The organism is Methylobacterium sp. AC690, assembly GCF_979256535.1.
Window position 1 is genome coordinate 213,991 of sequence record NZ_CEEDOX010000005.1, and the last position, 17,772, is coordinate 231,762.

General features: G+C 68.7%; 16 protein-coding genes and 1 tRNA gene. 11 read left to right on the forward strand and 6 right to left on the reverse strand.

Features of this window, described 5'->3' with window-relative positions; translation table 11 throughout:
• The first annotated feature begins 105 nt into the window (after positions 1-105).
• The 4 genes from AC0IY1_RS08110 to AC0IY1_RS08125 all read left to right on the forward strand — a co-directional run bounded on the left by AC0IY1_RS08110 (position 106) and on the right by AC0IY1_RS08125 (position 3,061).
• The gene (locus AC0IY1_RS08110; protein ID WP_103710562.1) at positions 106-669 is read left to right on the forward strand and encodes a F0F1 ATP synthase subunit B family protein; all 564 of its coding nucleotides are present in this window, start codon (positions 106-108) and stop codon (positions 667-669) included.
• 93 nt (positions 670-762) lie between these two features.
• A complete protein-coding gene (locus tag AC0IY1_RS08115) occupies positions 763-1,248 on the forward strand; it encodes a F0F1 ATP synthase subunit B family protein (RefSeq protein ID WP_181017374.1) in 486 nt (161 codons plus the stop codon).
• A 128-nt stretch (positions 1,249-1,376) separates the two neighbouring features.
• On the forward strand, positions 1,377-2,303 hold the full coding sequence (locus AC0IY1_RS08120; RefSeq protein ID WP_055951226.1) for an ABC transporter ATP-binding protein: 927 nt from the start codon (positions 1,377-1,379) through the stop codon (positions 2,301-2,303).
• Positions 2,300-3,061, forward strand: a complete 762-nt coding sequence (locus tag AC0IY1_RS08125) for an ABC transporter permease (RefSeq protein ID WP_471768807.1) — start codon at positions 2,300-2,302, stop codon at positions 3,059-3,061. The genes AC0IY1_RS08120 and AC0IY1_RS08125 overlap by 4 nt, the downstream gene beginning before the upstream one ends.
• Positions 3,062-3,078: 17 nt before the next feature.
• Here AC0IY1_RS08125 and AC0IY1_RS08130 read toward each other — a convergent pair whose 3' ends face one another.
• Positions 3,079-3,843 (reverse strand): alpha/beta fold hydrolase, encoded by a 765-nt coding sequence (locus AC0IY1_RS08130; RefSeq protein ID WP_471768866.1) that lies wholly within the window; start codon positions 3,841-3,843, stop codon positions 3,079-3,081.
• 152 nt (positions 3,844-3,995) lie between these two features.
• Positions 3,996-5,258 carry an outer membrane beta-barrel protein gene (locus AC0IY1_RS08135; protein WP_471768868.1) on the reverse strand — a complete coding sequence of 421 codons (1,263 nt, stop codon included), beginning with the start codon at positions 5,256-5,258 and terminating at the stop codon, positions 3,996-3,998.
• A gap of 344 nt (positions 5,259-5,602) precedes the next feature.
• Here AC0IY1_RS08135 and AC0IY1_RS08140 point away from each other — a divergent pair, with 344 nt between their 5' ends.
• Positions 5,603-6,433, forward strand: coding sequence for an FkbM family methyltransferase (locus tag AC0IY1_RS08140; RefSeq protein ID WP_103710565.1), 831 nt, complete (start codon positions 5,603-5,605; stop codon positions 6,431-6,433).
• Positions 6,434-6,465: 32 nt separating this feature from the next.
• Here AC0IY1_RS08140 and sfsA read toward each other — a convergent pair whose 3' ends face one another.
• Positions 6,466-7,173: a DNA/RNA nuclease SfsA gene (gene sfsA / locus AC0IY1_RS08145; protein ID WP_471768808.1), complete on the reverse strand. Its 708-nt coding sequence runs from the start codon at positions 7,171-7,173 to the stop codon at positions 6,466-6,468.
• Between the two features lie 163 nt (positions 7,174-7,336).
• On the opposite strand from sfsA, the gene AC0IY1_RS08150 reads away from it, so the two are divergent.
• Together AC0IY1_RS08150 and lexA are read left to right on the forward strand one after the other, a co-directional pair.
• The gene (locus AC0IY1_RS08150) at positions 7,337-8,116 is read left to right on the forward strand and encodes a DUF937 domain-containing protein (protein WP_471768809.1); all 780 of its coding nucleotides are present in this window, start codon (positions 7,337-7,339) and stop codon (positions 8,114-8,116) included.
• Positions 8,117-8,334: 218 nt separating this feature from the next.
• Positions 8,335-9,087 (forward strand): transcriptional repressor LexA, encoded by a 753-nt coding sequence (gene lexA, locus AC0IY1_RS08155; RefSeq protein ID WP_055951248.1) that lies wholly within the window; start codon positions 8,335-8,337, stop codon positions 9,085-9,087.
• Here the strand turns inward: lexA and AC0IY1_RS08160 are convergent.
• Positions 9,081-11,366 (reverse strand): ComEC/Rec2 family competence protein, encoded by a 2,286-nt coding sequence (locus AC0IY1_RS08160; protein WP_471768810.1) that lies wholly within the window; start codon positions 11,364-11,366, stop codon positions 9,081-9,083. The genes lexA and AC0IY1_RS08160 overlap by 7 nt on opposite strands.
• A gap of 167 nt (positions 11,367-11,533) precedes the next feature.
• Here AC0IY1_RS08160 and gltX point away from each other — a divergent pair, with 167 nt between their 5' ends.
• Both gltX and gltA read left to right on the forward strand, forming a co-directional pair.
• Positions 11,534-12,955 carry a glutamate--tRNA ligase gene (gene gltX, locus AC0IY1_RS08165; protein WP_471768811.1) on the forward strand — a complete coding sequence of 474 codons (1,422 nt, stop codon included), beginning with the start codon at positions 11,534-11,536 and terminating at the stop codon, positions 12,953-12,955.
• Positions 12,956-13,204: 249 nt separating this feature from the next.
• On the forward strand, positions 13,205-14,494 hold the full coding sequence (gene gltA, locus AC0IY1_RS08170) for a citrate synthase (protein WP_055951254.1): 1,290 nt from the start codon (positions 13,205-13,207) through the stop codon (positions 14,492-14,494).
• 88 nt (positions 14,495-14,582) lie between these two features.
• On the opposite strand, the gene cmk is transcribed toward gltA, so the two are convergent.
• Together cmk and aroA are read right to left on the reverse strand one after the other, a co-directional pair.
• The gene (gene cmk, locus AC0IY1_RS08175; RefSeq protein WP_103710571.1) at positions 14,583-15,215 is read right to left on the reverse strand and encodes a (d)CMP kinase; all 633 of its coding nucleotides are present in this window, start codon (positions 15,213-15,215) and stop codon (positions 14,583-14,585) included.
• A gap of 5 nt (positions 15,216-15,220) precedes the next feature.
• A complete protein-coding gene (gene aroA / locus AC0IY1_RS08180) occupies positions 15,221-16,570 on the reverse strand; it encodes a 3-phosphoshikimate 1-carboxyvinyltransferase (protein ID WP_471768812.1) in 1,350 nt (449 codons plus the stop codon).
• Positions 16,571-16,826: 256 nt separating this feature from the next.
• Here aroA and AC0IY1_RS08185 point away from each other — a divergent pair, with 256 nt between their 5' ends.
• Positions 16,827-17,219 (forward strand): TIGR02300 family protein, encoded by a 393-nt coding sequence (locus AC0IY1_RS08185; RefSeq protein WP_082512985.1) that lies wholly within the window; start codon positions 16,827-16,829, stop codon positions 17,217-17,219.
• Positions 17,220-17,384: 165 nt separating this feature from the next.
• Positions 17,385-17,460 (forward strand) — tRNA-Ala (locus AC0IY1_RS08190).
• Positions 17,461-17,772 lie beyond the last annotated feature (312 nt).

Genomic DNA, 17,772 nt, shown 5'->3' on the forward strand with positions numbered 1-17,772 from the left:
CGCTCGTCGTCTCGGATCTCGAACCGATACCGGACCGGACGCCGCCTCCCGACGGGATGGCACGCGCGTCCGGTCCCCATTCCTTGAATTTACGCGAAGGACGTCATGGCTCAGCCGGCCCATTCGACCGCAACGCATGAAGGCTTCGCCGCGACGCCGGCCGCCGAGCACGGCGGCGGCTTCCCGCCCTTCGAGAGCCACACCTTCGCGTCCCAGCTCATCTGGCTCGCCCTCGCCTTCGGGCTGCTCTACTACCTGATGGACAAGATCGCGCTGCCGCGCATCCAGGCCATCCTGCACGACCGCGCCGTGCGCCTGTCCGGCGATCTCGACGAGGCACAGCGCCTCAAGGCCGAGGCGGATGCCGCCGGAGCCGCCTACGAGAAGTCGCTGAGCGATGCGCAGGCCAAGGCGCAGGCCATCGCCCTCGAGACCCGCACGGCCCTCACGCAGGAGGCCGAGACCAAGCGCAAGGCGCTCGAGGCCGAGCTGAACGCCCGCATCGCCGCGTCCGAGGCGACCCTTCGCACCCGCACCGTCGAGGCCATGGGCAACGTCCGCGGCATCGCCGGCGAGACGGCTTCGGCCATCGTCGAGCGCCTAACGGGCCGTAGCCCCGACGAGGCCGCCCTTTCCAAGGCCCTCGACAGCGTCTCCTTCCCGCACTGAGGCGGACGCCAAACCACACCTGACCGGTAGGACCCGAGGGGCGAAGACCCCGCCGGGATCGCCGGACACCATCGAGTTGGGACGACGAGCATGTTGTTGGAAGCCGAATTCTGGGTCGCAGTCGCCTTCGTCCTGTTCATGGCCGTGGTCTGGAAGGTCGGTGGCTTCGACCAGATCACCAAGGGACTCGATGGTCGCGCCAAGCGCGTCCGCCACGAGCTCGACGAGGCCCGTCGGCTCCGTGAGGAGGCCGCCGGCGTCCTCGCCGATTACAAGAAGCGCCGCGTCGAGGCCGAGCGCGAGGCCGAGGCCATCGTGGCCTCCGCCCGCGACGAGGCCCAGCGCATCGCCGACGAGGGGCATGCCCGCCTGAACGATTTCATCGCCCGCCGCACCAAGTCGGCGGAGACCAAGATCGCGCAGGCCGAGGTCCAGGCGACAGCCCAGGTTCGGGCCGCTGCCGCCGACGCGGCGGTGAAGGTCTCCGAGGTCATCCTGCGCGAGCGCATGCAGGGCGAGACGGCCGAAGGTCTCGTGCGCCAGAGCCTCGGCGAGGTTCGGACCCGCCTGCAGGCCTGATCCCTCGCACTGCGACACCAGGGAGAGCCGCCGCAAGGCGGCTTTTTCGTTTTCGGAGCCGTCTCGCGCCGGTGGCGTGCTAGAAGGCCGCCCCGATCGCGCCGGCGCCATGCCGCAGCGGAGTTTCGATGCAGCCGATCATCTCGATCCAGAACCTGTCCAAGGTCTATGCGTCGGGCCTCAAGGCCCTCGACGGCATCAACCTCGACATCGCCGAGGGCGAGATCTTCGCGCTTCTCGGTCCGAACGGGGCCGGCAAGACGACGCTGATCAGCATCGTGTGCGGCATCGTCACGGCAAGCGCCGGCCGCATCCTCGCGGGCGGGCACGACATTGCCCAGAACTACCGCCAGGCCCGTCGCATGATCGGCCTCGTGCCGCAGGAGCTCACCACCGACGCCTTCGAGACGGTGTGGGCGACGACGAGCTTCAGCCGTGGTCTCTACGGCCTCAAGCCGGATCCGGCACATATCGAGCGTGTGCTGCGCGACCTCTCCCTGTGGGAGAAGCGTGACGCGCGGATCATGACCCTGTCGGGCGGGATGAAGCGGCGGGTGCTCATCGCCAAGGCCCTGAGCCATGAGCCCCGCATCCTCTTCCTCGACGAGCCCACCGCCGGCGTCGACGTGGAACTGCGCCGCGACATGTGGCGCCTCGTGCGCTCGCTGCGCGACACGGGCGTCACCATCATCCTGACCACGCACTACATCGACGAGGCGGAGGAGATGGCCGATCGCATCGGTGTCATCCGCAAGGGTGAGATCATCCTGGTCGAGGAAAAGGCCGAGCTGATGCGCAAGCTCGGGAAGAAGCAGATGACGCTGAACCTGCAGGAGCCGCTCGCCGCCCTGCCCCCGGCGCTGGCACGGCACGATCTCAACCTCAAGCCCGGCGGACAGGATCTGGTCTACACCTACGACACCAAGGGCGAGCGCACCGGGATCACGGCGCTGCTGGCCGACCTCGCCGCTGCCGGCATCCGCTTCCGCGACCTCCAGACCAGCCAGTCCTCGCTGGAGGAAATCTTCGTCGACCTCGTGAAGGAACGCGCATGAACTGGTACGCGGTCCGCGCCATCTACGGCTTCGAGATGGCACGCTTTTGGCGCACGGCGCTCCAGAGCATCGTGGCGCCGGTCATCGCCACCTCCCTCTACTTCGTGGTCTTCGGGGCGGCCATCGGCTCCCGGGTCGCCTCGGTGGAAGGGGTCGCCTACGGCGCCTTCATCGTGCCCGGGCTGATGATGCTCTCCCTCCTGACGCAGAGCATCGCCAATGCCTCGTTCGGCATCTACTTTCCGCGCTTCGCCGGCACGATCTACGAGATTCTGTCCGCTCCGGTCTCACCCCTCGAGATCGTGCTCGGCTATGTCGGCGCGGCCGCTTCGAAGTCGATCCTCATCGGTCTGATCATCCTGGCCACCGCGGCCCTGTTCGTGCCCCTGCGGATCGAGCATCCCTTCGTGATGGTGCTGTTCCTGCTGCTGACGGCGGTCACCTTCAGCCTGTTCGGCTTCCTGATCGGCCTTTGGGCCGACGGTTTCGAGAAGCTGCAGCTCGTGCCCCTTCTCATCGTGACGCCGCTGACCTTCCTCGGCGGCAGCTTCTACGCCATCGAGATGCTGCCGCCGTTCTGGCGTGCGGTGAGCCTCGCCAACCCGGTGGTCTACCTGATCAGCGGCTTTCGCTGGGCCTTCTTCGGCACCTCGGATGTCGGCGTCGGAATCAGCCTCACCATGGCGTTGGTGTTCCTGGTCCTGTGTCTCGCCGGCGTGACCTGGATCTTCCGGACCGGCTACCGCCTGAAGAGCTGAGGCGCAGGGTTGCGCCCTCAGGGGCGCCTGGCCAGGAAGTCGAGGACACCGGTCCGATGCGTGCGGTCGCCCACCGCCGTGCTGTGGTCGCGGTTCTGCAGCTCGAGGGCCGTGCCGTTCGGGAACAGGGTCGCCAGCGCCGGACCCGAGCCCGAGACGGTGTCGAGGGTGCCGGTCGTCACCAGGGTCGGTGCTCTGATCTCGGCGACCTCGGCGCGCGACAGGGCCTGGCGCGAACCGCGCATACAGGCGGCCAAGGCCCGCAGGTCGCTCCTCGTCTGCTCGGCAAAGGTCCGGAACGCGGCGGCCGTCGGGTTCGGGGCCGGTGCGCCGGGCTCCGCTTCCAGGGCCTCGGCGATCCCGTCCGGCAGGCCCTTGCCCTCCACGAGGTGCAGGCCGAGGCCGCCGAGCAGCAGCGAGCGGACGCGCTCCGGCGCATCGAGGGCGAGGAAGGCGGCGATGCGCGCGCCCATCGAGTAGCCCATGATGTCGGCCTTGCGGATTTCGAGATGGTCGAGCAGGCGCCGCGCATCCTGGGCCATCAGATCCGCGCCATAGAGCTCCGGGTCATAGAGCTTCTGGCTCTCGCCATGTCCCCGGTTGTCGAGCGCGATCGTGCGGTAGCCGGCCTGGGTCAGTGTCCGGACCCAGAGCGTGTTGACCCAGTTCACCGCATGATTCGAGGCGAAGCCGTGGATCAGCAGAACCGGGTCGCCCGACCCGCCCACGGCCGGGACGTCGATATAGGCGAGGGAAACACCGTCGGAATCGAAGCGCTGCATGGTCTCGGGCCTTATCGGTCGGGGCATGGTTCCGCCTCCTTGAACCGCTGCGCGCGCGGACGGAAGCCCCCCGATGACGGCAGGCCGCAAATGAAAGCGGCGGCAGGGTGCCCTGCCGCCGCGTTTCGTCGAACCGGATCGTTTCGATCGGATCAGAAGGTGATGCCGGTCTCCAGCATGTAGCGCTCCTGCGAAGTCTTCAGGCCGCTGCGGCCGAAGCCGAGGCCGGGCGTGACGTCGTAGAGCTGCACGGTCGAGAACTCGCCGCGGACGAAGTAGCGATCGAAGGTGAAGGTCGGGGTCACCGTGAAGGAGAAGGCCGAGCTGCCGGCGCCGTAAAGCACCGAGGTCTGGCCGAACGGATTGTTGCGATTGCCGCTCTGGCTGATGTACTCGACGCGCCCCGCGAGAGCGAAGTTGTCCGTGAAGGCGTAGCTGGCGAGGAGGGCGCCGCCGATGGTTTCGGCCCCGGCGAGACCGAGGACGGCGTTCTGCTCCACGTTGGTGTACTGGACGTACGGCGTCACGATCCACGGACCGTCCGCGTAGGTGTAGTTGGCGCTGATGATGCTGCTGTTCTGGAGCGAGACCGGCGTGGCGTACTGGAAGCGGAGGCCGCGACGACCGAACGGGTCTGCGAAGTCGAAGTTGGTGTAGCTGGAGAAGTGCGTGCCGCCGTTGATGCCCACCGTGTTGGCGGCGTCGATCTTGTAGGTGATCGCACCCGTGACCCAGTTGATCTCGCCGGAATAGAAGCCATCGGTCGCGGCGAACGAGGCGGCCCACGGACCATCCGAGTAGTTCACCTGCACGCCCTGGTTGATCACGTTCTCCTGGCCGAAGAGAAGGCCGCGCGAGATGTTCAGGTTCTGGAAGGTGAAGGGCAGTTCGGAGCCGATGAGGGTCGGCATCCGGCCGCCCTGGATCGACCAGTTGTCGTTGATCACGTACTTGCCGAACACGATCGGCGCGGGGGAATACAGCAGATCCGTCTGGTCGAACGTACCGTAGATCGGCAGGCCGAGGCCGGGGATCGAGTAGGCGCCGAAGGCGGCGTAGAACTGGAACGGACCGTCGGCCTTCTGGATGAAGCCCATCAGGTTCGAGACGTCCACGCGTCCGGCCCGGTCACTCGGCAGCGGAGCGGGGGAGAACGTGTACTGGTTGGGCTGGGTGTAGAAGTAGCCCGTCACCGCACCGCCGACATAGATGTCGCCGAAGGCGCCGAGCGTCAGGCAGGATGGGTTCGGGTTCTGCTTGATGACGCCGCCATAGGCCGGGAAGGTGATCTCGGCCTTGCACGGCGCGGGCGGGGCGGGCACCGCGAGCACCTTCGCCGGCAAGTCGGCCGCAAAGGCGCAGACCGATGACATCAGGACGGCCGAAAGGGCGAGGAGCGAGCGGTGCATGGCGATGGGAACTCTGCGAGAGAATCTGCGTTAGGGCGACGTTCTCAAAGGTTCCCTGTTACGGCAAAGCTATCCTTTGTGCAGACGCCTATTTTTCGGGCAAACTAGGCCGCGCGGACTGGGTTTCGGTCGCGGTGTTGCCACAATGGAACAGGTCTGAGCACCAAACGCGACGGCGAAGATTTGCGCCAGCTTCCCAGGTGCCATGACGGATCGATCGCATCTGCGATCCACGGCGATGGTCCCGAGGCGTCTGCCGCGCGGATCGGCTCGGGATCCCGCCTGCCTTTCCGTCCGCCCGCGAGACCGTCGCTTGCCGCCGCGCCCGCGCGCTGGCATCAGCACGCACGATGAAAGACACGCAGCCCTACGGCACCTACGCTCCCACTGGCCTCGTCGCGCGGATCGCTCGGCAGACGGGCCGGATCTCGTACGCGAGCTGGGCAGGCCGACGCGTCGCCCTGTTCCTGCGCCGGGTGGCGATCGGGCTGCTGCGCGGTGCGCCCCTCGACGTCGAGCGCTACGGCGCCCGCATGCGGCTCTACCCCTACAACAACAACTGCGAGAAGAAGGTGCTCTTCACGCCGCAGTTCTTCGATCCGGAGGAGCGCGAACTCCTCCGGGCGAAGCTGCAGCCCGGCTGCACCTTCCTGGATATCGGCGCGAATATCGGCGCCTACGCGCTGTTCGTGGCGGCCTTCGCGGGGCCGCGCGCCCGCATCCTCGCCGTCGAGCCGCAGCCGGACGTGTTCGACCGCCTGACCTACAACATCGGTCAGAACCCGTTCGGGACGGTCAAGGCGGTGGCCTGCGCGGTCGCCGACAAGGCCGGCGAGCTCACCCTGTTCGTCGACCCGCGCAACCGAGGCGAATCCAGCTTGAAGATCGTCGGGACGAACGAGGGCGCGCAGATCCGCGTGCCCGCCGTGCCCCTGCTCGATCTCGCTCGCGGAGAGGGCATCACCCGCATCGACGCGATGAAGCTCGATGTCGAGGGCGCGGAGGACCTGATCCTCGAACCCTTCCTGCGCGCCGCGCCCGCAAGCCTCCACCCGCGACTGCTGATCGTCGAGAACGGCACCGACCAGTGGCAGATCGACCTGCCCGCCTTGCTCGAGCAGCACGGCTATCACCGGATCGCCCGGACCCGCCTCAACCTGATCTTCGAGCGGGCCGACTGAGGGGTCCGATCGGTCCTCCCGGGAGGCGCGCCCTAGAGCACCGGAATGGCATCCGCCACGGTGATCCCGGCAGGGTCGATGCGGCAGCGATGGGCGTGCACCACGACGCCGGCGGCCCGAGCCGTCTGAAGCGCCCGGTCGAAGGCGGGATCGAGGTCCCGGGCGGCGTCGAAGCGATCCGCCCACATCTGCACCACGATGATGACCATGGCCCGTCCCCCGGCCTCGACGACGGCCGCGAGGTCCATCATGTGACGGGCGCTGCGGGCGGCGACGCAATCCGGGAATTCCGCGAGGCCGGGCCGGCGCATCAGGTGGCAGTTCTTCACCTCGACATGGCAGGGGGGCACCCCCTCCCCCGTGGCGAGGAAATCGACGCGGCTGGCCTGGGCGTAGCGGACTTCGGGGCGCAGGTTCGTGTAGCCGGCGAGGGACGGCAGGCCGCCGGCGGCGAAGGCCTCCGCCACCAGGGCGTTCGGCCGCATCGTGTTGATCCCGACCCATTGCCGGCCGCCGGGCAGGTCCGCGTCCACCAATTCCCATGAGAAGGGCAGCTTGCGCGTCGGGCTGCGGACGTCGGACAGCAGGGCGCGCGCGCCCGGCACGGCAAGTCCCAGCATCGCCCCCGGATTGGGACAATGGGCCGTGATCAGGGATCCATCGGCAAGCTGCAGATCGGCGAGAAAGCGCTTGTAGCGCCGCACCAGGCGCGCCTCGATCAGGGGCGAAGGGAAGCGCATCGCAGGTCCGGGGTGAGAAACAGGTTGATGCAGGTTCCCGTCGGCGGGGAATCAGGCCGTGGTGAGGCGCCCGGGCTGGTCAGTGCTGACCGGATGCGACAGACTTCGCGGGGCGCGCCCGGGTCGATGACCGGGAAAGCCGTTGTCCGTCCGCGAGGCCGCCATGTTTAATGTGTTCGATCTCCTTCAGGCGCAGGGGGGCGCCAGCGCGCAGGGTTTCGGACGGCAGTTCGGCTTGTCGCCGGAGCAGAGCCTGCGCGCGATGCAAGCCCTGCTCCCGGCCCTGACGATGGGGCTGCAGCGGAACGTCGCCCAGGATCCGACCGGCTTCGCGCACCTCTTCAACCTCGTTGGGCCTGCCGCGTCGAAGGCGTCGAGCGCCACGCCCCAGATGGACATGCTGGTCCAGCAACTCTTCGGCTCGCCCCACCTGAGCCAGGCGGTTCTGCAACAGGCCGCCACCGTCAGCGGCGTCGCGATGCCGGCCCTGAAGCAGATGCTGCCGATCATGGCGGGCATGGTGGTGGCGGGGATCGTCCACGTCATGATCAACCAGGCGCCCGCCGCAGCGCCGGCGCCGCGCGCCGAGGCGAACCCTTTCGGCTTCCCGCCCAATGCCTGGTCGGAGATGATGCAGGCGTTCCTGAAATCCGGCGGCAGTGCCCCGGAGCCCGCGGCGCCCGCGCCTCAGGCCCGGCCGCGTCCGGCGCGGCTCGCGGCCTCGCCCCGGCCCGAACCGGCCGCGCTGGACACGTCCTCCGCGGAAGCGCCCTTCGACATGATGCAGCAGATGTTTCAGGCGGGCCTGGAGGTACAACAGGAGAACGCCCGCGCGATGCAGCGCCTGTTCGATACCTTCTGGCACGATCCCCGCGACCCGACTGAGACGGGCGGCCACGGGCCCGGCGATCGGCCCAAGACAGGAGGCACCGGGCAGCGCTAGCCGAAGAAGGCATGTGCGGAGACGCGGGCAATCGACTGACCCGAGGCGTTGCTGTCGAACTCAGCACCGCGTTCCACAATCCCCATCGCGCCATTGGGTTGGGCAAGGTGCCTCTAGACAGGAACCCTTGCAGAACACTTACGGAACGTTTAACGTGTTCGTGGTTTGTTTCTGGTGCCGCCCGCCGCGATCCGTGGCCCTAACGAAGAGTGCCCCGCATGTTGACGCGTAAGCAGCTGGACCTGCTCCAGTTCATCCAGCTCCGGATGCGCGAGAGCGGCGTTCCCCCGTCGTTCGACGAGATGAAGGACGCTCTCGACCTGAAGTCGAAGTCGGGCATTCACCGCCTGATCACGGCCCTTGAGGAGCGCGGCTTTCTGCGCCGGCTGCCCAACCGGGCGCGGGCGATCGAGGTGATCCGGATGCCGGAGAGCCTGGGCGGGAACGCGGGTGCCCCGCGCACCGCACCGGCCCCCGAGGTTCGACGCTTCACGCCGAGCGTGGTCGAAGGCGGGAAAGGCAAGGGCCTGCCGGCCGGCGCATCGGTGTCCCGCCTGCCGACCACGCAAGCCACCGACGAGAGCGGTCGGGCGGTGACCATCCCGGTGATGGGTCGAATCGCGGCGGGTACGCCCATCTCGGCCATCCAGGAACAGAGCCATTCGGTGACGATGTCACCCGATTTCCTGGCCGGTGGCGAGCATTACGCCCTGGAGGTGCGCGGTGATTCGATGGTCGATGCCGGCATCCTCGACGGCGACCTGGTCGTGATCCGCAAGCAGGATACGGCCAATACGGGCGACATCATCGTGGCGCTCATCGACGACGAGGAAGCCACGCTGAAGCGCCTGCGCCGGCGCGGCTCGTCCATCGCCCTGGAAGCGGCGAACCCGGCCTATGAGACGCGGGTCCTCGGCCCGGATCGGGTGCAGATCCAGGGACGGCTCGTCAGCCTCGTGCGCCGCTACTGAGGGATTTCTCTGTTCGGTTGGTCACCGGCAGGATCCAACGGATCGTCGGTGCGCTCGGGGATCTCCGGTAGAGCCGTCGCCGACGGTGGCGACGGTTGCGGGTGTGGTCCCGTCTGTTCCGACGGCGGCGGTGGCGGGGTTGCACGCCATGGCACGACGTCGCCGGGATGCTTCGCGGTGACGAGGGTCGGCCCATCGCGGGTGAGGCGGATGGCGGTTGCGCCGTGCGATCCCAGGAAATCCCGGTCGACGACGATCGGCGCGGCACAGCCTGCGGGTGCGGATTGCCGGGTGATCAAGATCGTGGCCCGGGCGCAGTCCTCCCCGAGGGCGCGCTTGTCGGTGATCAACGCGAGCACGCGGCCGTCCGGTGTGGTCAGGGTACAACCCAGGCCATCGCAGCGTGAGCCCTGATACCCCGTGATGTCCTGCACCCTTCGGTCGTCGCCATCGGCCTTGAGCCATTGCGCCAGCACGAAGGGGGGCGGCCGTCCAAGGGTGGCGAGGCGCCCGTTGCGCTCGCGGACGGCTGCGCCTGCCCCCTCACGATCGATGTAGATGTCGTAGCGGTCCGGGGCGGCGGCACAGGCGAGGCCGATCGCTGCCGGGATGAGGCCGAGCCAGCGCAGCGAAGAGGCCGGAAGCGTCAGGACGATCAGGGCCACCGCCAGAAGGCCGAGGGCGCCCGTGCCGAAGGCCGGGACCACCACGACGGCGTGTCCGAAGCCCGCAATCCAGGTGGAGATGGCGAGCATCCCCCGCACCGCGAGGCCCATCGCCCACCAGACCGGCTGATCCAGTGCGAACGGATAGGCCAGGATCCCGAGAACCGCCGACGGCATCACCGCCAGGGAGACCAGCGGCAGGGTGAGCGCATTGCCCACTAGCCCGAAGGGCTGCACCGTCTGAAAGTGATAGGTGGCGAAGGGCGCGGCGGCGATCTGGGCCACGAGGGTCGTCGCCAGGGTGCCGATGACCGCGGTGGTCACCAGGGCGAAGATCCGGGGGAGCGGGCCGGCCCCATCGCGCTGCAGCGCGCGTCCCGCGATCAGCGGCGCGCAGGCGATCAGGCCGGCGACCGCCCCGAACGACATCTGGAAGCTCGGGCCGAGGAGGCCGTCCGGCTCGCGGGCCAGGGCGATCAGGGCGGCAATGGCCAGGTTGCGCATGCTGAGCGCCGGGCGGTCGACCAGGATCGCGCCGAGCATCACGAGGGTCATGATCAGCGAACGCTCGGCCGCGATGTCCCAGCCGGAGAAGACGCAGTAGGCCGTGACGCCCACCATGGCGACGGCGGCGGCGATCTTCTTGATCGGCCAGTGCAAAGCCGCGAACGGAACGACGGCCAGGAGTGCCCGCACCAGCCAGAACACCACGCCGGCCGCCAGGACCATGTGGAGGCCCGAGATCGACACGACGTGGTAGATGCCGGCGGCGCGGAGGATGTCGTTGGTCTCCGGGCTGATCAGGCCGCGCTTGCCCGTCACCAGGGCCGCGGCCACCGCCCCGGCCTGGCCTCCGTTGGCGTCGGTGATACGTCGCGTCAGGGCGTTTCGGGCCGCATCCACGGCCGCAGCGAGGCGAACCTGCCAGTCCGCCGGCTCGGCTGACGGCCGCAACGCGACCTTGCCGACGAGGGAGCCCACCGCGCCGATCTCACGGAAGAAGGCATCCCGGGCGAAGTCGTAGCCTCCGGGGCGGGCGGCCTCCGGCGGCGGAAGCAGGCGTGCGGTCGCGGCGATGCGGTCGCCCGGCTTCAGGGTGTTCGCCTTGCGATAGGACACGCGCACCCGGACCGGGCGGACCTGGGCGCCGAGGGTGCCGAAACTCTCGACGCGGATGATCAGGCGTGCCCCCTGCTCCCGCTCGTCCAAGCCCTCGATGGTGCCCACCAGCGGACCGATCGTGGTGCGGGCGAGGATCGGCCCGTCGACCCAGCGGACCCGCGCCGCGGCGGCGGCGAAGCCGAGGAGCGCGGCCATCGCGGCGAGCACCAGGGCCAGACCGAACGGGCGCGCGACGAGGAACGGCGTCGTCGCGGCGAGCAGCGCTGCGGCTGCGAGGGGCGCCAGGAGCGACGGTGTCCCCTGTGTCCCGAGAAAGTACATGAGGATGCCGCCTCCGAAGGCGACGGCGAGCCAGGGGAACAGCCGACGCTGCTCGATCTCCCGGCGCCAGCCCGCGCGGAACCAGTCCAGGATCAGCCCGGCGCCGGGTCGACGCGCCGCGAGGTGGCGCGTGATACGCCCCATCGCCGCCGCCGCACGCGCCTGCGCCATCGCGAAAACCTCCGGGCGTGCGTCCCGGACCGAAAGCGGGCGAGGCGCCCTGCGATCTTAGGAACAGGACGATTTCTTAACGCGTGCCCGCGCGCATGCTACACGCGCGGTTCCGGGCCGGTCGATCCGCTTCTCGCCCGTATCACGAGCCATTCAAGTCCAGATTGATGTCGTCAGCCGTCGTCACGCGTTTCGCGCCCTCGCCAACGGGCTACCTCCACATCGGCGGGGCTCGCACGGCCCTGTTCAACTGGCTCTATGCCCGCCGTTTCGGCGGCCGCATGCTGCTGCGCATCGAGGACACCGATCGTGAGCGCTCGACGCAGGGCGCCATCGACGCGATCCTAGACGGTATGCGCTGGCTCGGGCTCGATTGGGACGGCGATGTCATCTACCAATACGCCCGGGCCGCCCGTCACCGCGAAGCCGCCGAGGGCCTGCTGGCCTCCGGGAACGCCTATCGCTGCTACGCGACGCCGGAGGAACTGACGGCGATGCGCGAGGCCGCACGGGCGGAGGGCCGTCCCCTGCGCTACGACGGCCGCTGGCGCGACCGCGACCCGTCCGAGGCGCCCGCCGGCGTGAAGCCCGTGATTCGCCTGCGCGCGCCGACCAGCGGCGAGACCGTGGTGGAGGACGGCGTCCAGGGACGGGTCGTCTGGCAGAACAAGGATCTCGACGACCTCGTCCTGCTGCGCTCGGACGGCAACCCGACCTACATGCTCGCCGTCGTGGTGGACGACCACGACATGGGCGTCACCCAGGTCATCCGCGGCGACGACCACCTCACCAACGCGGCGCGCCAGCGCCAGATCTACGATGCCCTCGGCTGGGAGGCGCCCGCCATGGCGCATATCCCGCTGATCCACGGTGCGGACGGCGCCAAGCTGTCGAAGCGCCATGGCGCCCTCGGCGTCGACGCCTACCGCGACCTCGGCTACCTGCCGAGCGCCCTGCGCAACTACCTCGTACGCCTGGGCTGGAGCCACGGGGACCAGGAGGTGTTCTCCACCGAGGAGATGATCGCCGCCTTCGACCTGAAGGCCATCGGGCGATCGCCGGCGCGCTTCGACTTCGCCAAGCTGGAGAACCTCAACGGCCTCTACATCCGCGGCGCGGCCGATGCAGACCTCGTCGCGGCCATCGACGACGTGTTGCCGGCGCTCGGTCCGGCCCGGGGGATCGCGGTGCCCATGAGCCCGGCCCTGCGCGAGACCCTCACCGCCGCGATGCCGGGCCTGAAGGAGCGGGCCAAGACCCTCGTCGAGCTGCTGGACAGCGCGTACTATCTCACCGCGGCCCGACCCCTGGTGCCCGACGAGAAAGCCAAGGGCTTGCTCGGCGACGAGGCCCGGACGCGCCTGGCCGCCCTCTTGCCGGCCCTCGCGGCGTTGCCCGACTGGACCGCCGCCGCCACCGAGGGCGTGGTCCGGCAGTTTGCCGAGACGAATGGCCTGAAGCTCGGCCAGATCGCGCAGCCTCTCCGGGCGGCGCTCACCGGCCGGGCCACCTCGCCGCCGGTCTTCGACGTGATGGCCGTGCTCGGCCGGGAGGAATGTCTCGGCCGACTCCGCGACCAGATCGACTGACACGCGCACGGCACCCATGGGGCGGTTCGTTTTCGCGTTTGGAGGGGAAGAATGACAAATCGGCCCGGATCTCGCTTCGACGTCGAGGTGAGCCGGGCCGTCGGTTGATGACGGTCCGCCGATCCGCTACCCCCATGCTCGTGTGAGCAAGTGCAGCATGCGCTGCGTTTGCACCCCGGACCCGGGTGGTCGATTGCATCGCCACGCGGGCCGACGCCGCCCCGCTGCCACGAAAGGGTCCAGGTCTCCATGAGCGCCTCCAGCACGATCACCGTGGGCGACAACCACGTCGAACTTCCGATCAAGACCGGCACCATCGGGCCGGACGTGATCGATATCGGCAAGCTCTACGCGAAGACGGGCAAGTTCACCTTCGATCCCGGCTTCACCTCTACCGCCTCCTGCGAGTCGAAGATCACCTACATCGACGGCGATGCGGGCATTCTCCTCTATCGGGGCTACCCCATCGAACAGATCGCCGAGCACGGCGACTTCCTCGAAACCTGCTACCTGATGCTGTTCGGCGAGCTGCCGACCCCGTCCCAGAAGGCGGATTTCGACTACCGCATCACGCGCCACACCATGGTGCATGATCAGATGAACCGGTTCTTCCAGGGGTTTCGCCGCGACGCGCACCCGATGGCCATCATGGTCGCCTGCGTCGGTGCCCTCTCGGCCTTCTATCACGACTCGACCGACATCTCGGACGACCAGCAGCGCATGGTCGCGTCGATGCGGATGATCGCCAAGATGCCCACCCTGGCGGCGATGGCCTACAAGTATTCGATCGGTCAGCCCTTCGTGTATCCGAAGAACGACCTCGACTACACCTCCAACTTCCTGCGGATGTGCTTCGCGGTTCCGTGCGAGGAGTTCAAGGTCAATCCGATCTTCGCCCGCGCGTTGGACCGGATCTTCATCCTGCACGCCGATCACGAGCAGAACGCCTCGACCTCGACCGTGCGTCTCGCGGGCTCCTCGGGTGCCAATCCCTTCGCCTGCATCGCGGCCGGTATCGCCTGCCTCTGGGGACCCGCCCATGGTGGCGCCAACGAAGCGGCCCTGAAGATGCTCGAGGAGATCGGGCATCCGGAGAACGTGGCCAAGTACGTGGCCAAGGCCAAGGACAAGAACGATCCCTTCCGCCTGATGGGTTTCGGCCACCGCGTCTACAAGAACTACGATCCGCGCGCGCGCATCATGCAGAAGACCACCCACGAGGTGCTGGGCCAGCTCGGGATCAAGGACGACCCGCTGCTCGAGGTCGCGGTGCAGCTGGAGCAGATCGCCCTCAAGGACGACTACTTCATCGAGAAGAAGCTGTATCCGAACATCGATTTCTACTCGGGCATCACCCTGAAGGCGATGGGCTTCCCGACGTCGATGTTCACGGTGCTGTTCGCCCTGGCCCGCACCACCGGCTGGATCGCCCAGTGGGCCGAGATGATCGAGGACCCGTCGCAGAAGATCGGCCGGCCGCGTCAGCTCTACATCGGCCCCGACAAGCGCGAATACACCCCGATCGATCAGCGCGCCTGATCGACGTCACGTCTCGCCGGACAGGCTCCGGCGAGGCGTTGGTTGTCCTCGACCGGCGAGGCCGGGGCGAACCGCGACCCGGACCGCCCTAATGCGGGCGGGCACGATCGACGATGGCGCGGGCGGCCGCGAAGGCCGCGTCGGCATCGAGGTCCGTGGTGTCGAGAATGACGGCATCGGTCGCCGCCTTCAGGGGCGCCGTGGAACGCTGCGCATCCCGTGCGTCGCGCGCGACGATATCGTCGAGAATGGCTCCCAGGCTCGCGGCTTCCCCGCGGCGCAGCAATTCGAGGTGCCGGCGCCGGGCGCGTTCCTCGGGAGCGGCCGTGATGAAGAGCTTCACCTGGGCGTTGGGGCAGACCACGGTCCCGATATCGCGTCCATCCAGCACCGCGCCGCTGGCGTCGCCGGCAAAGCGCTGCTGCCACGCCAGGAGCGCGGCCCGCACCGCGGGAACCGCCGAGATGCGCGAGGCTGCCTCGCCCATGGCGCGCTCGCGCAGGCGCGGATCGGCGAGCCGGTCCGCGATCAGGCTGGAGGCGGCCCGCGCCGCGGCCTGATGATCGTCGAGGCTGCGCCCCGAATCGATCACCGTCAGGGCGACCGCCCGGTAGAGCAGGCCGGTATCGAGGTGCGGCAGGCCGTAATGGGCGGCCAGGCGCTTGGCGAGTGTGCCCTTGCCCGAGGCGGCGGGGCCGTCGATCGCGATCACCATCGGCATCGCGCTCAGCCCTCGATCCGGCCGCCGAGGTCCTGCATCGTCGGCAGGAAGCTCGGGAAGCTCGTGGCGATCATCGCGCCGTCATCGACCGTGACCGGCTCCCGGGTGGCGAGGCCCATCACCAGGAACGCCATGGCGATCCGGTGATCGAGATGGGTTGCCACCGTGCCGCCGCCCCGTGCCGGTTCGCCGGTGCCGTGGACCACGAGATCGTCGCCCTCGACGACGTAGGCGACGCCGTTGGCGCTGAGGCCGTCCGCCACCGCCGCGAGACGGTCGGATTCCTTCACCCGCAGCTCGTGCAGGCCGCGCATCCGCGTGGTGCCCTCCGCGAAGGCGGCCGCGACGGCGAGCACCGGGTACTCGTCGATCATCGCCGGTGCGCGTTCCGGGGGGACGTCGACGCCCTTGAGGCGGCTTGCCCGCACGCGCAGGTCGGCGACGGTCTCACCGCCCTCCTCCCGCTCGCGCAGGCGCTCGATCTCGGCGCCCATCTCGATCAGGGTGGTGATGAGACCGATCCGCAGGGGGTTCATCATGACGCCTTCCAGCGTCACCTCGGAGCCCGGGACGATCAGCGCCGCGACCAGGGGGAAGGCCGCCGACGAGGGATCGGCCGGCACGACCACCTTGGTGCCCCGCAGCGTGGGCTGTCCCGTGAGCGTGATCGTCCGCCCGTGTCCGTCGGGGCCGTGCGGCGTCACCGTGACCTCGGCGCCGAACAGGCGCAGCATCCGCTCGGTATGGTCGCGGGTGGCCGCCGCCTCGATCACCGTCGTGGTCCCCGGGGCGTTCAGGGCGGCCAGCAGCACCGCCGACTTGATCTGCGCCGAGGCCACGGGCGTCTCGTAGGTGATGGGGATCGCCTCGCGGGGGCCGCGCAGGGTCAGGGGCACGCGGCCCCCCGCCTTCTCGCTCACCACCTCGGTCCCCATCCGCATCAGCGGATCCAGGATGCGGCGCATCGGCCGCTTGCGCAGGGAGGCATCGCCATCGAAGGTCGCGGTGACGGGCTGGCCGCCGACGACGCCCATCATCAGGCGCGAGCCGGTTCCGGCATTGCCGAAATCGAGCACATCCTCGGGATCGCTGAGACCGCCGATCCCGACGCCGCGCAGGCGCCAGCGCCCCTCGCCCACCCGCTCCACGTCGGCCCCGAGGGCCTTGGCGGCGGCCGCGGTGCGCAGGACGTCATCGCCCTCGAGAAGGCCCTCGATATTGGTCTCGCCGATGCTGAGCAATCCGAGAATCATCGCGCGGTGCGAGATGGACTTGTCCCCCGGAGGCCGCAGGCTGCCCTGGAGGGGCAGGCCCGCATGAGCGGTCAGGGGGTGTGGCGGGGAATCATGGGACACGGGCGTCGACTTTTCGGCTGGGCGCAGGGGCGCCTGCGGGCTGGGCAGGCGCGCCGATCAGGGCGCCGGTTAACATGCGTCGCCGCTGCCGTCATCCGATGGGCGTGCATCCCGGACGGTCCGGCCCCGAAAACGCCCGTGGACGGCCGAATACGGGCGCAGAACCTACGCAATCCGCAAGAGAATTTGACAGGAGCGTCCCACGCGACTAACGGGGCGCCTCTCCCAAAAGATCGCACGTACTAGAGGTTCGCCCGTGGCCAGACCGGAACTCGGCTTGAAGCGTCAATGCATGAGCTGCGGCGCCAAGTTCTACGACCTCGACAACGATCCGCCGACCTGCCCGAAATGCGGAACGATCTATCAGGTCGCGGCAGCGTCGAGCCGCGCCGCCCCGGCCCTCGCGGCCCGTGCCAGCGCCGTTCCGGCGGATGACGACGAGGATACGGACGCCGAGAAGGGCGGTCCGGAGATCGTGTCCCTCGACGAGGTCGAAGCCGCCGAGGATGACGCGGATACGACGACCGAGGACGTCGACGGCGACAGCAACGACGATACGGATGACACCTTCCTCGAGGAAGAGGACACCGGCGACGACGACGTGGCCGACCTGATCGACGGCGATATCGAGAACGACGAGGAAAGCTGACGCGCGCACGCCGCCTCCGCCCGCCGGCAAAAAAGTTTGCCGGCGGGGCACAAAGGGGGTTGAGGCCGCGGACAAGCCCCAGTACATGACCGCTATCGGCGGCGGGCGACGCGCCCGCCGACGAAGACCACACCGGGATTTCCAGATGTCCGGTGTGTTGAGAGTGGGGCCTTAGCTCAGCTGGGAGAGCGCTTCCATGGCATGGAAGAGGTCATCGGTTCGATCCCGTTAGGCTCCACCAACTCTCTCTCAGACGACGATCCCGCGCATTGCCGCCGCCGCTCGATGCATCCGCGTCGCGCGGTTTCGTGCGTTTGGCCCCTGCACGGCGAACGCCGCACGATCGGTGAGGAAATCGCCGGGGCCGCGAAATAGGGGTTGAGGCGGCGGCCCGATCCCAGTATGCCACCGCCATCGCCGGTGCGGCTCAGGCCTCACCGGTGCGGACGACCACCGCGGGGGATCCAGAAACCCGGGTGTTGAGAGTGGGGCCTTAGCTCAGCTGGGAGAGCGCTTCCATGGCATGGAAGAGGTCATCGGTTCGATCCCGTTA

Coding starts and splice junctions, on each gene's coding strand:
- AC0IY1_RS08110 (WP_103710562.1), top strand. CDS start 106: ATGGCTCAGCCGGCCCATTCGACCGCAACGCATGAAGGCTTCGCCGCG.
- gltA (WP_055951254.1), top strand. CDS start 13,205: ATGAGCGCCTCCAGCACGATCACCGTGGGCGACAACCACGTCGAACTT.
- AC0IY1_RS08160 (WP_471768810.1), bottom strand. CDS start 11,366: ATGGCGCAGGCGCGTGCGGCGGCGGCGATGGGGCGTATCACGCGCCAC.
- gltX (WP_471768811.1), top strand. CDS start 11,534: ATGTCGTCAGCCGTCGTCACGCGTTTCGCGCCCTCGCCAACGGGCTAC.
- AC0IY1_RS08140 (WP_103710565.1), top strand. CDS start 5,603: ATGAAAGACACGCAGCCCTACGGCACCTACGCTCCCACTGGCCTCGTC.
- cmk (WP_103710571.1), bottom strand. CDS start 15,215: ATGCCGATGGTGATCGCGATCGACGGCCCCGCCGCCTCGGGCAAGGGC.
- AC0IY1_RS08125 (WP_471768807.1), top strand. CDS start 2,300: ATGAACTGGTACGCGGTCCGCGCCATCTACGGCTTCGAGATGGCACGC.
- lexA (WP_055951248.1), top strand. CDS start 8,335: ATGTTGACGCGTAAGCAGCTGGACCTGCTCCAGTTCATCCAGCTCCGG.
- sfsA (WP_471768808.1), bottom strand. CDS start 7,173: ATGCGCTTCCCTTCGCCCCTGATCGAGGCGCGCCTGGTGCGGCGCTAC.
- AC0IY1_RS08120 (WP_055951226.1), top strand. CDS start 1,377: ATGCAGCCGATCATCTCGATCCAGAACCTGTCCAAGGTCTATGCGTCG.
- AC0IY1_RS08130 (WP_471768866.1), bottom strand. CDS start 3,843: ATGCAGCGCTTCGATTCCGACGGTGTTTCCCTCGCCTATATCGACGTC.
- AC0IY1_RS08150 (WP_471768809.1), top strand. CDS start 7,337: ATGTTTAATGTGTTCGATCTCCTTCAGGCGCAGGGGGGCGCCAGCGCG.